This is a genomic window from Lacticaseibacillus parahuelsenbergensis (assembly GCF_030770265.1).
In the GTDB taxonomy this organism is placed as follows: domain Bacteria; phylum Bacillota; class Bacilli; order Lactobacillales; family Lactobacillaceae; genus Lacticaseibacillus; species Lacticaseibacillus casei.
This window is the reverse complement of record NZ_CP132482.1, coordinates 1,277,331-1,289,547: the sequence shown is the minus strand read 5'-3', so window position 1 is coordinate 1,289,547 and position 12,217 is coordinate 1,277,331. Positions and strand designations below refer to the sequence as shown.

Genomic DNA, 12,217 nt, shown 5'->3' with positions numbered 1-12,217 from the left:
TTGGCACCTCTTCTCTCTAGAAATTAACGGTTTCCCGAACTTTAGCTTCAATATCCTTGGCATTTGGCAGCCAAATATTTTCGGCTTGACCAAATGGGAACGGCGTGTCAGGAGCCGCAACCCGACCGATCGGTGCCTCAAGTGACAGAATTGCCCGTTCAGAAATTTCACTGATAACGTTGGCGGCAACACCGGCCATCCGCTGGGCTTCCTGAACGACCACTGCCTTATGCGTTTTCTTAACCGATGCAATGATGGTCTCAACATCAAGCGGGGCAATAGTTCGTAGATCAACAATTTCTGCATTGATGCCATCTTTGGCTAGATTATCAGCCGCCTTGAGCGCTTCACGAACCATCGCACCATAAGTGATGATCGACACGTCAGTTCCTTCACGCGTTACCGCAGCCTTATCCAGCGGCACCGTGTAAGTCCCTTCTGGAACATCCTGACGGAACGACCGGTAAAGTTTCATGTGTTCAAGGAATAACACTGGGTCATTGCTGCGAATGGAACTAATCAGCAAACCTTTAGCATCGTACGGGTTACTTGGAATAACAACCCGCATGCCCGGGAACTGGGCGATCAAGCCTTCAAAGTTATCACTGTGCATTTCCGGTGTATGAACCCCACCGCCAAATGGTGCCCGAATGGTAATCGGCATGGACCGCGTACCACCCATCCGATACCGCATCCGCGACATCTGACCGCCAATACTATCCATGGTTTCAAAAACGAACCCAAAGAACTGGATTTCCGGAATCGGCCGCCAGCCGGTTAATGCCAATCCAATGGCCAAACCGCTAATGCCTGACTCGGCAAGTGGCGTATCAAAGACACGATCCTCACCGTGTTTAGCCTGCAAGCCATCCGTTGCCCGGAAGACCCCACCGTTTTTACCAACATCTTCGCCGAATACCAAGGTTTTAGGGTCGTTCGCCAACTCAACATCAAGCGCATCAGTGATGGCTTGGATCATTGTTTTTTGTGCCATGGTTACTTCGACTCCTTTCCTTGAAATTCTGCCAGTTGTTCCGCCACATTCTGCGGTGATTCCTCATAGGTATCTTTCAGGAACCGCGATACCGTTTGCTGTGGTGCCTTATCGGCTTCGTTAATGGCATTCTTAATATCGTCTTTAACCTTTTCGATCAAGGCGTCTTCCTTGTCCTTGTCCCAGAGACCTTTATCGGTTAGGAAGTTACGCATTCGAATCAACGGATCACGTTTCTGCCACAATTCATCGGTTTCCTTTGAACGGTAGCGTGTCGGATCATCGCCGGATAACGTATGCGGACCATACCGATAAGTCAGTGTTTCAATCAAAACCGGACCATTGCCGGCCGCAGCCCAAGCTCTGGCTTCCTTGGTAACTTCATAAACGGCCAGTGCGTCCATACCGTCAACCTGCACGCCGGGAACCCCGGCAGCCACCGCCTTTTGAGCCAGCGTCTTGGCCGCCGTCTGATTGGCACGCGGAACGGAAATCGCGAAGCCGTTGTCTTGAACGATAAAGAGTGCCGGTGCTTTAAAGTGTCCGGCAAAGTTAACGCCTTCATAGAAATCTCCCTGTGACGTACCACCATCACCGGTATACGTAAAGGCGACTTCATCGCTGCCATTTTTCTTCAAGCCAAGCGCAACACCGGCAGTCTGCACATACTGCGCACCAATAATGATTTGTGGTGGCAGTGCATGAAAATCTTCTGGATATTCGTTACCTGCGACATGGCCACGCGACCACAAAAATGCCTTGTCCAGTGGCAGGCCATGTTGGATCAGCTGCGGTAAATCACGGTAGGCTGGCAGCAGCCAATCTTCTTTTTTCATTGCCGCATGACTGCCAATCATGCTGGCCTCTTCGCCTGCACTCGGCGCATAAAATCCTAAACGTCCTTGCCGGTTTAGCGCTGTTGCCCGTTGATCAAGCACCCGTTGCCAAACCATCTTGGACATCAAATCAACCAACTGATCATCACTGAGATCGGGCATGATATCAGGATTGACGACTTTGCCAACCTCATCCAGAATCTGGATCGTCGGCTTAAAATCGGCATCTTGATTGTCTAACAGTCGTTTAAAATCAACTGCAGCATGCTGTTTTGCCATAATCAGAACCTCTTTCCATTCCTGTAGTTATTAACCCAGGAAAACTGTACTAATGAAAATCTTTACAAACAAAGCGTAACATTGCAAAATTGTCGTTGCAAGCGTTTTATTTCAAGGTACACAAGAAGTACTTTTTACGAAAAAAAGCCGCCCGTTATGTCATTGTCAGACTATAACAGGCGGCCCCTTTTATTAAGACACAAAAAAAGCACGTCGTTTCACAATCGCGTGCCTCTTCATCATCAAAACATTGTCCGTGCATCACGAGACCGGATCTTGGTTGTGCCAGAAATCACTGGTTTTACTGTGATGTTTCATGGCGCCAACCAAGGTGGCGTGGCGTGCAAAATCCATATCCAGCTGAATTTGCACTGCACGATTTATTTGTTTGCTTTTGAACAATTCTGCCGGGAGAATTGATACAGTCATGCGAGCCACACAGCAAATCTGTTTCAACGCAAGTGTTATAGCGGTAACCGCACTCATTACAAGTGAAGTTGACGCTAGATTTGTGGATTGATTCGCAAGCTGCATTAACGCACGGTCCAGTAGACCATTATGCCAAACTGCAGTCACCGTTGCTTGGGCGTCGGTTGCCATCACGGCACCAGCCACGCCCATTCCTGCAGGCACCTGCTGATTCAATAAAACCAGCATCCCGGCCATGTCACTTGGCAAGGTTGCGTGCACTTCAGGGGACAATGCAACATCAACAGGCAGTTTTTCTCCCGCTGTCAGCATCAAAACGTCGCCAACGACAAGGTCTTGCGCCTGAACCTGACGAACCAGTCCTTCACGCACGACCAACACTGATTGTTGGGGATTACTTTGATGCCGAGTCAACGCTGTGATCAAATAAACAACCACAGCAATCAAAAAACCAAGCAGTATCGCAATAATAGCAGTTAAAAGCCAGCTGTGACTGACAAAGCTAATTAGGCTGCTCACACCAGCCAGTACCGCCAGCAAAGGCAAAAAGAGTTTTGTCTTGCTGATCGAATTCTGGTGGGGTGTCACTGCTTTTTGAGCCCTTTGCGCTTCATAGCGTGTCAGGCCGCTTGATATCATCATCAACATCGACAAACTCCTTTCCGTATATCCCGAAAAGAGCCGCGATGCTGCCAAATCCATTAATTTCACTTAAGAGATCGTAGCGGCAGCATAATGGGCCTTCCGGGATCCGCTAAATCGCTGCTACTACCGCTACTCTTTGAAGATTGTTCCATTATGCTCACCACCTTTTCTACTTTCCCTCAGATAAAAAAACTGCACGCCGATTGAGGACGTGCAGAAATAGCATCCCAATCGTTTAGTTTTAGCACTATACGCCTAGAAGCGAGCTTCAGTTGCGTTAGCGTAAGCCTTAATGGGCAAACGCAGTTGACTCAATTGGCATCTCTCGATGTTTCTGAGCAGCAACATTGTTCGTATAGGAGCCTCACCTAACGGAAAGCACCGTATTTATTTACCGTAATCTATAGTAGCCGATGAAAAGAGGGATGTCAACAATAACACGCACCCTCTTCCACAATTGTGCCGACCGCAATGAAAATTCAGCTGTTTTAATGAATCAAAACAGCATTTGGATCGATTGAGAAGGGATGTTCCTTATTGATGTGGTCGTAAAACAAAACACCATTCAAGTGGTCAATCTCGTGCTGGCACACAATGGCAGGATAGTTCTTAAGGCGGACTTTTTTATGTTCTCCGGCCTCGTTTTGATAAGCAATCGTGATGCGATCGGCGCGAACGACATAACCGGGAATATCTTTATCAACAGACAAGCAGCCTTCACCTTCAGCAAGAGCAGCGTGCTGTACGCTGTTGCTGATGATCCGCGGATTGATCAAAACTTCCTTGAAAAGGATTTCGTTATTTTCTCCGGGCACGAGAACCGCAGCCATCGCTTTGCTCTGGCCGACTTGCGGTGCTGCCAAACCAACGCCGGGGCGCAAATGGTATTTTTCGTTTTGCTCTTCATCTTGACTAATCACCAGATAGGCCATCATGTCGTGAGCCAATTTTTTGTCTTCATCAGAAAGAGGAAACGTTACCGGCTTAGCTCTTTCACGCAAAACTTTAGCGCCGTCACGAGTGATATCCTTCATTAAATACAAGATCCGTACCTCCGTTCATTTCTTTTACTAGATTAGCACACCGCTGCAAGTGTGAAAAGCAAAGCATGAAAGAACCCTTAGAAATCAAAGCATAAGTGACCCCAGGCAATTATTGCCGTCCCCCACGTTCCAGTTAGTTTTGGTAAGCATTCGAAGTGTTGATTGTGTTACAGCAAAATTACACCTCACCCAGCCAACCAGAGGAACCAAATCATTAGGTATCGCGAATCACCCTTACATCTGGTGCACCAGACCATCATTTCTCCTGGGGTTCGATTCGCCCATGCAAAGTACGGGATGAAAGTGAGCTGCTTCTTATGCGTCAGCGTGGTTGCCGGTGTACCGTAGAGGTTGCCAATCGGCGTGGCGGCGTCCGTGTGCAGGGCCGTCGTGGTAATCTTCACTATCGGCACCGCAAAGGTTTGATCATCGGGGGTGACGGTGAACGCCGGGGTTACCGGCAGGGTATTGGCCTGGAGCTGACAGCCATTATCTGCTTGTTCTAGCGTGTAGACCACTGGCCCGCGCTGGATGGCAGTTTTGCCCACATCGTCCTTAACTCGGGGGTCGGCGTGGACCATTTGCACGCTCATGTCTAGCGTGACTGCGATCTGCGTTGTACCCGACCAATTTCTCTTAATCCTCAGGTAGCCTTGATCCAGTTCCACAGCCAACGGTTGACCATTGACGGTCACCGCGTAATGATCACGACTCCAAGCAGGAATTCGAATTGCCACAGTCGTTTTCACCGTTTTCTTTGCCGTGATGGCAAACTGCACATCACCAGACCAGGGAAAATTGCCGGTCTGCTCAATGGTTAGCCCGTTATCGAAAGTGGTCTCATTGCCGATGAACTGATCCGCATAAATAGCATCCTCCGTCACGGTGTAGATGTACTGATCTACCGACGCCACCAGTCGGGCGAGGTTCGGCGGGCGGCAAGCGCAGCCAAACCAAGCGGCACGCTGCACTTTAACATGGGACTTCATGGGATCTTCCTTGCTGGCCTTGGGATCTACTTCCAAAGGATTCACATAGAAGAAATGCTTTCCATCCGGGGACATGCCCGAAATCGTACCATTGTATAGTTCCCGCTCCAACACATCACCATAATCGGCATCCTGGTAAGTATCTCGCATCTGCTTAGCAAAGAAGGACATCGCACAAGAAGCGCAGGTCTCGGCATAGGCTGTGTCGTTGGGCAAATCATAATCGAAGGTGAAGGCTTCGCCCTTGGGTGCCGACGAGCCCACGCCGCCGGTAATATACATCTGCCGGCGGGTAACGTCCTCCCATAGACGCTGGCTGGCAGCAAAGAGACTTTCATCCCCGGTCTGCCGAGCCACGTGGGCCATACCGGTGAGCAGATAGACCATCCGGACGGCGTGGCCCTCCACACTGGTCATTTCTCGAACAGGCACGTCATTTTGGAAGTAAGATGGTTCTGGATCCGGCTGGCTGGCATCGCTATAGTAGGGGTCCTCAATCTTCTTAGCTTGAACGTTCTTAAGCTGTTCCTCGAAGAAATTATTGGGCCGGGTGCCTCGCTGGTCGATCATGTACTTTGCCACCCGGGTGTACTTGACGTCGCCGCTTTCGTCGGCCAGTTTGGCCAGCGCCAACTCAATCTCCGGGTGCCCGGGATAACCGTGCATCTTTTTATCTTCGGGTCCAAAGTTGGCATCGATGCAGTCACCCATTTTCTTGGCGATGTCCAATGCCTTCCGATAATGTGTCGTCTGATAGTAGGCAACCCCGGCTTCAATGTAATGGCCCATGACGTACAACTCGTGGCTCAGGGACACGTGAGTGAATTTATGCTCCGGCGCTTCAATCTGAATGTATGTGTCTAGGTACCCATCCGGCTCCTGAGCTTGGCTAATGATGTCGATGACGTTGTTGGCGATACCTTCTAATCTCTTGTCCGGTGCATATCGAAGAGCATACGCCACGGCTTCCAACCACTTGTAGACGTCGGAATCTTGGAACCAGAAACCATAAAAGTGTCCCTTGGCCAAGCCAGCAGCGATTTTTAGGTTCTCGACAGCATGGCTCTTTTCCACGGCGTCGTATGCCCCAGCGTTTTCTTTCTCAATCGTGATGGCCCTGTCGTCGTTAATGACTGACCACTGGTAAGGAATTAGCTTGTCTTTGACGATGGTCCTGTACTTGGTCCAGAACGGATCTGTGACTTTGATGTTCTCGATTTTCATATGTACATTTCCTCCTATAATTTCAACACAGCTGTAAATCTTGTACGACAAAGGCTGTATTCAATAAAAAAAGCACTTAATTTCCTGTACGCTTAATGGTCATGTTGTTGTTCCCATTTTCTCTGGTTCGTGTCGTTACTTATTAGCATAGTGCGGAACCCGCTCTATGTTAAAAAGTATAATGGCGTTAAAGAAGAACCGATCCAAGACTATTTTTCAGCCTTGAATCGGTTCCTTTCATTTTTGAAGTTTCTAGGGCGTTGGAAATTTTACCTTCGCACATGCTTTCTTTTAGCTATAAGTTATGGTCCAGCCTTTTAACCGCTTGGTCCCTGCAAAGAATGATTTTCGCAACAACAATGACTATGTGCTGCACCTTCTACATCATTCTCTCACGCCACGCGATTGACATCACGGACATACTCAATGGTTGCTTGGTTGGTGATGAACGCGACATCGACATGCAATTGGCCGTCCAATACAAAAAAATCGGTAATCACAAAAGGCGGCAATGCAGGATCCGAACTTGCAATGTCCAATTCTTCGGCTGCGTTCTGCAAAGCTTTTTCAAGGGGCTGCTGTTTGAGGGTTTTTGTTTGCAACGGTAATTGATATGAAAATGCCATGATGCCATGTCCCCATATGTCTGCCATCGGTTTTGACACCAACGGCTTAGCGACGGGAAAGTTCAGTGTCTGTAAAGCTGCCGCCATTGTTTGATCTGTTAATCGTTGGCTGTGATGAAGTAATATTTGAATGGCTTTGTTGCGCCGCCAGCGTTTCCTAAATGCTAAGAGAATTGCCACGACAACCAGTAACAGGACGACTAAAAACCATGCTATGACGTCCACCCCCTTCTAGAGAACACTTTTGTTTCTTCTATCATTATTATACCTAAAACCAGTCGCAACTCGCTAATCCGACAAAAACATTTGGCAGTCATCGCCGTTAATCTAAAATTCTGAAAAGTGCTGACTCATTTTTTAACTCGCAATCGTGAGTGTTAACGCGGAAGCTGACGTGTAAAAGTGGTAATGGTAATCGCTAAAATCCGCTACGCACCGTCCAATCCTGCTGTTCAACATGTAACTGCCCTCTTCAAAATGCGTTCATAACTGCCCTCTTCAAAATGCGTTCTCTGTTCATTCCTTCTTGATTATGCTAAACTATTGCTAGCTGTTGTATTCACAACAAATCGATCGGTCATAAAGGTTTTAGGAGTTGTGGCAAGAAATGAACCGCAGCAAAGGTGCTTTGTTGCCATTTTGCGGTTCAAGCGGTGCGAAATATCGGCCATTCCAAGGAGATCGACCATGTTTTTTTATGGTTCGTTATCTCGGTAGTGTGTCCCTTTTTTCGGAAGCCATTTTGTCACACTTCCTTTCTTTTTGTACCACGGAAGGAGTCCAATCATGATCTACAAAGTCTTATATCAAAAAGACAAGGTCCAAAATCCGCGGCGGGAAACAACCCAGACGCTTTACCTCGAGGCGCCATCTGCGGTTGAAGCGCGTGCACTTGTAGAAGCGAACACGCCTTACAACATTGAATTTATCCAGGAACTCTCCGGAAATTTCCTGGAGTATGAGGAAAAGTCAGCTAACTTTAAGCTGACCACCTTCTAATCATATGAAATTAAATATTAAAAATAACGAAACCGCCGTCTTTGCTGTCGGCGGTTTAGGTGAAATCGGGAAGAACATGTACGGGGTTCAATTCCAAGATGAAATCATCGTCATCGATGCGGGGATCAAATTTCCTGAAGATGATCTGCTTGGGATTGATTATGTCATTTCCGATTATTCCTATTTAGTTCAGAACAAAGACAAGATCAAGGCTTTGGTCATTACCCATGGCCACGAAGATCATATCGGCGGTATTCCCTACTTCCTTAAGCAGGTTCCAAACGTCCCGATTTATGCTGGGCCGTTAGCAGCTGCCTTGATTCGCGGCAAGCTGGAGGAACACGGCTTGTTACGCACAACAAAGCTGACGGAGATCAATGAAGACACCGTTTTAAAGTTTAAAAAACTGAGTGTTGAATTTTTCCGCACCACCCACAGTATCCCGGATACCTTGGGTATTGCCGTCCACACGCCACAGGGAATTGTCATTCAGACCGGTGACTTTAAGTTTGATCTGACGCCGGTTGGTGACCAACCTTCACCGAATTTTCAAAAAATGTGTCGTTTCGCCGAAGAAGGCGTCCTAGTCTTAATGTCTGATTCGACCAATGCCGAGATCCCGACGTTTACCAAATCAGAGCGCTTTGTCGGTAAGTCGATTCGCCATATTTTTGATCGAATTGATGGGCGCATTATCTTCGCGACATTTGCGTCCAACATCTCGCGAATTGCCCAGGCTGCTGATGCCGCCATGGCACATGGCCGCAAGATTGCGGTCTTTGGCCGTTCGATGGAAACCGCGATGGTCAATGGCCGTGAGCTAGGTTATCTGAACATCCCGGACGATGTTTTAATTGACGCCCACCAGTTGAATTCACTGCCTGCCGATAAGGTTATGATTCTGTGCACGGGTTCGCAAGGTGAACCAATGGCTGCGTTGAGCCGGATTGCGAATGGTACCCATCGCCAAATCAGCATTCAGCCCGGTGACACGGTAATCTTCTCCAGTAATCCGATTCCGGGCAACACAGTCAGCGTTAACCACGTGATTAACCAGCTGAGCGAAGCCGGTGCCGAAGTGATTCATGGCAAAGTCAACAACGTCCATACTTCCGGCCACGGTGGTCAAGAAGATCAGAAATTGATGTTGCGCCTGATCAAACCGAAATTCTTCATGGCCTGCCATGGTGAATATCGGATGCAAAAGATTCACTGTGAACTTGCCCAACAATGCGGGGTTCCGGAAAAGAATTGCTTCATCATGGAAAATGGTGACGTATTGGCGCTCACGGAAAAAAGTGCGCGGATCGCGGGCCACTTCCCTGCTGGTGATGTTTACATCGATGGCAGCGGTGTTGGCGACATTGGCAATGCGGTTATCCGCGATCGCCGTATGTTGTCAGAAGAAGGTTTGGTCGTTGTAGTTGCAACCATCAACATGCAGAAGCAAGCGGTTTTGGCTGGCCCGGATTTGCTCTCACGCGGATTCATCTACATGCGTGAATCAGGCGAATTGATCAACCAAGCGCAACGGCGGGTTTATCGCACGATCAAATCCACTTTTTCCAATAATGAAAAAGTAACCGAGGCAAGTTTAAAAGACGCGATTATCAGTAACTTGCAGGAATTTCTGTTCGATAAAACCGAACGACATCCAGTTATTTTGCCGATGTTGATTTTACTTTAAAGCCGACTTGTCAAAAACAATCGTCATTGAAATGTCGATCATGACCGTACTGCCGCATTGTTGCCGGCAATACGGTATTTTTTTGGCTTCTGGAGAAGACGTCATTGCATTGTTTTTCTTCAGTTTTTCGGTATAATTGATTGCGTGTCTGATTAGGAGGAAAGTTGATGGCGGCTGTTTTTTATTATCTTATCTATAACCCGGCGGCTGGTGGCGGTGCGGCCATCCCGATTTTTAAACAGATTAAGGCCGTCTTGGATCAGCGCCAGTTACCTTACGCGATCAAAACCTCGCGTTATCCTGGCCATACCAACGTTATTACCAAACAGATCGGTAACTTCAACACGCATGAACATCCGGTTCTGTTGGTGATCGGCGGCGATGGCACGTTGAATCAGGCTATCAATGGATTAATCGGCACTCGTCAACATGATATCCCGGTTGCCTATGTACCAGCCGGATCGGGCAATGACTTCGCGCGGGGCATCGGTATGTCAGAGGATCCGATGCATGCGCTAGAACAGATTCTGCAAGCTTCTAAGCCGGTTACAATTGATATCGGTCGCTACCACGAACGAACTCGCGATGAATCCGGTTATTTTGTCAATAATATCGGCATTGGGTTTGATGCAGCCGTCGTCAATGCCGCCAATCACAGCGACAGTAAGCAACTGTTAAACAAATTCCACCTCGGCAAGTTAACCTATTTATTCCATGTTCTCGGCATGTTACTGACCCGCCGCCCTTTTCCAGTGGCAGTTTATGAAAAAGGTGTCCGCCATTTTTTTCACCATGCTTATATTTGTACCACCACGAATATTCCTTACTTTGGCGGCGGCATCCGGCTTTACAAACCCGCCGATCCGACTGATGGCCAGTTAGACTTGGTGATCGTAGAATGGTTCAATATCGTCTCATGGGCCTTGGCAATGCTACAACTGCTGCGCGGCAAAACTCCGACCAGCAAAGCCATTCACATCTTTCATACGAATAAGCTAACGGTCGAGACGAGTTCCCTGGAATTCGGCCAGATGGATGGCGAAGAGATGGGAACGCGACCATTTGAAATTGACTTCTCAGTGGCCAGCCAGCGCTTTTGGATTGACCGCAGTATTTAAATGAATGACAAAACGGCGCCGATTCTTTGTGAAATTTCACAAGGATCGGCGCCGTTTTGTGCTATTCAGTGCTCTTATTGATCAACGTGTGCTAAACCGTTACTTAAATTGCACTGCCAAGATTCAATCAGAAATAATCTGAAAAGTACGGTTCTTCCATTGGCACGGCATTTTCCAACAATTTAATGGCGTGTTTACTTGCCGAAAGCCGTTCGATTTGGGCCAAATAAGAAGGCCGCCGATAACTCATGAGCATAGTCGTCAGTGTCTGGATGTCTGTCGTAATGGCTTCACCAACCGGCCGATCGGTAATGTGCACCTGCTGATTTTCATCCCAGTAAACACCGAATGTTCCGTTGTTCCATGGCGCTAACGGATCGCTCACAATAAAGTGGAACGGTTCAGTCGTCTCCGTTGCAAACGGGTATTGCGCCAAGAAGGCTTTGACATCCACAATTCGCGCCATGAAGTAAGGTTTAATGGTTTGATAGATATCACCGTCATCCAAGAGAAAATGCAGCGGCTCATTTTTGTAAATATTGCCTTTAACATGTGTCACCATTGAAAAATGGGCACTGATGAAGTTCCACAACCCGACGCGGGCTTCCTGATTGGTGTAGATCATTTCCTTCACGTGGAAAACCTCGTCCGCAATCCAATACAAAACATAGCCTTGAGGTTGATCGTCGGCATCATAATACACACCGGCAGTCCGTTCTTCTTCATTTTCCCAGCGCCAGTACTCGTCCCAGTTTAACTGGTTGCGGATCATGGCACCGTGATTTTTCATGGCGAAGCGGTTGTATGTCTCAATCACGTCAGGATCATCAATTTCCAAACGCTCAACGTGACCAGGAACATTAACCTGTTTCGGCAGCTGGGTATCTTTGACGTCAAATGTGAGATGATCCGACATGATCTCCCAGCCTTTTTTGCGATAAAACGGAATGCTGTAGGGATACAGATACGAAATCCATTGTTTGTGGCTGCGCATATGCTCCAAGCCCAACTTGACCAAATCATGCATCAGCCCATGCCCAGCGTATTCCGGATAAGTCCCGACGCCGGTTAGTCCGGCCATTTGATACAACGTCCCATGAATGTTCACCGTGCAAGGATAAATGGCAAGGGAGCTAACAAGTTCATCTTTATGAAACCACCCCAACACATCTGACTTTTCCAAAACCGGACGCTTGGCCCGCTCCAACTCGCCTTCTTCATAGCCGGATTGTTCTAGGTCTTTTTGCGTGACCTGAAACACATAAGTCAATAAGTCGTTGAACTGCTCAAGATCCTTAGGTGTCACTGGCTTAATGACCAGTGACTTGCGTATGTTGTCCTCCATACA

The 12,217-nt window shown here is 47.9% G+C and carries 10 protein-coding genes and 1 riboswitch; of the genes, 3 read left to right on the top strand and 7 right to left on the bottom strand.

The features are described from left to right. Nucleotides 1-16 precede the first annotated feature (16 nt). From LACPH_RS06085 to LACPH_RS06060, 6 genes are all read right to left on the bottom strand, one after another. Complete coding sequence (locus LACPH_RS06085) at nucleotides 17-994, bottom strand: alpha-ketoacid dehydrogenase subunit beta (RefSeq protein WP_010488601.1); 978 nt, start codon at nucleotides 992-994, stop codon at nucleotides 17-19. A 2-nt stretch (nucleotides 995-996) separates the two neighbouring features. After that, nucleotides 997-2,109 (bottom strand): pyruvate dehydrogenase (acetyl-transferring) E1 component subunit alpha, encoded by a 1,113-nt coding sequence (pdhA, locus tag LACPH_RS06080; protein WP_049169737.1) that lies wholly within the window; start codon nucleotides 2,107-2,109, stop codon nucleotides 997-999. A 261-nt stretch (nucleotides 2,110-2,370) separates the two neighbouring features. Next, entirely contained in the window at nucleotides 2,371-3,186 is an 816-nt protein-coding gene (locus tag LACPH_RS06075) for a P-type ATPase actuator domain-containing protein (protein ID WP_049169736.1), read from the bottom strand. 216 nt (nucleotides 3,187-3,402) lie between these two features. Further along, nucleotides 3,403-3,566: riboswitch (M-box (ykoK) riboswitch) on the bottom strand. Nucleotides 3,567-3,671: 105 nt separating this feature from the next. Then, nucleotides 3,672-4,226 (bottom strand): peptide deformylase, encoded by a 555-nt coding sequence (gene def / locus LACPH_RS06070; RefSeq protein ID WP_010488607.1) that lies wholly within the window; start codon nucleotides 4,224-4,226, stop codon nucleotides 3,672-3,674. A gap of 185 nt (nucleotides 4,227-4,411) precedes the next feature. Next, the gene (locus tag LACPH_RS06065; RefSeq protein ID WP_274784798.1) at nucleotides 4,412-6,439 is read right to left on the bottom strand and encodes a glycoside hydrolase family 127 protein; all 2,028 of its coding nucleotides are present in this window, start codon (nucleotides 6,437-6,439) and stop codon (nucleotides 4,412-4,414) included. Nucleotides 6,440-6,831: 392 nt separating this feature from the next. Continuing rightward, nucleotides 6,832-7,281: a hypothetical protein gene (locus LACPH_RS06060; RefSeq protein ID WP_087913252.1), complete on the bottom strand. Its 450-nt coding sequence runs from the start codon at nucleotides 7,279-7,281 to the stop codon at nucleotides 6,832-6,834. Nucleotides 7,282-7,851: 570 nt separating this feature from the next. Here LACPH_RS06060 and LACPH_RS06055 point away from each other — a divergent pair. The 3 genes from LACPH_RS06055 to LACPH_RS06045 all read left to right on the top strand — a co-directional run bounded on the left by LACPH_RS06055 (nucleotide 7,852) and on the right by LACPH_RS06045 (nucleotide 10,869). After that, nucleotides 7,852-8,064 (top strand): DNA-dependent RNA polymerase subunit epsilon, encoded by a 213-nt coding sequence (locus tag LACPH_RS06055; RefSeq protein WP_010488611.1) that lies wholly within the window; start codon nucleotides 7,852-7,854, stop codon nucleotides 8,062-8,064. 4 nt (nucleotides 8,065-8,068) lie between these two features. Next, entirely contained in the window at nucleotides 8,069-9,751 is a 1,683-nt protein-coding gene (rnjA, locus tag LACPH_RS06050; protein WP_047106055.1) for a ribonuclease J1, read from the top strand. 167 nt (nucleotides 9,752-9,918) lie between these two features. Then, nucleotides 9,919-10,869 (top strand): diacylglycerol/lipid kinase family protein, encoded by a 951-nt coding sequence (locus LACPH_RS06045; protein WP_306387534.1) that lies wholly within the window; start codon nucleotides 9,919-9,921, stop codon nucleotides 10,867-10,869. 127 nt (nucleotides 10,870-10,996) lie between these two features. Here LACPH_RS06045 and LACPH_RS06040 read toward each other — a convergent pair whose 3' ends face one another. Further along, nucleotides 10,997-12,214 carry a GNAT family N-acetyltransferase gene (locus LACPH_RS06040; RefSeq protein WP_025012978.1) on the bottom strand — a complete coding sequence of 406 codons (1,218 nt, stop codon included), beginning with the start codon at nucleotides 12,212-12,214 and terminating at the stop codon, nucleotides 10,997-10,999. Nucleotides 12,215-12,217: the final 3 nt, after the last annotated feature.

Coding starts and splice junctions, on each gene's coding strand:
- LACPH_RS06065 (WP_274784798.1), bottom strand. CDS start 6,439: ATGAAAATCGAGAACATCAAAGTCACAGATCCGTTCTGGACCAAGTAC.
- LACPH_RS06045 (WP_306387534.1), top strand. CDS start 9,919: ATGGCGGCTGTTTTTTATTATCTTATCTATAACCCGGCGGCTGGTGGC.
- LACPH_RS06055 (WP_010488611.1), top strand. CDS start 7,852: ATGATCTACAAAGTCTTATATCAAAAAGACAAGGTCCAAAATCCGCGG.
- LACPH_RS06040 (WP_025012978.1), bottom strand. CDS start 12,214: ATGGAGGACAACATACGCAAGTCACTGGTCATTAAGCCAGTGACACCT.
- LACPH_RS06085 (WP_010488601.1), bottom strand. CDS start 994: ATGGCACAAAAAACAATGATCCAAGCCATCACTGATGCGCTTGATGTT.
- pdhA (WP_049169737.1), bottom strand. CDS start 2,109: ATGGCAAAACAGCATGCTGCAGTTGATTTTAAACGACTGTTAGACAAT.
- rnjA (WP_047106055.1), top strand. CDS start 8,069: ATGAAATTAAATATTAAAAATAACGAAACCGCCGTCTTTGCTGTCGGC.
- LACPH_RS06075 (WP_049169736.1), bottom strand. CDS start 3,186: ATGTTGATGATGATATCAAGCGGCCTGACACGCTATGAAGCGCAAAGG.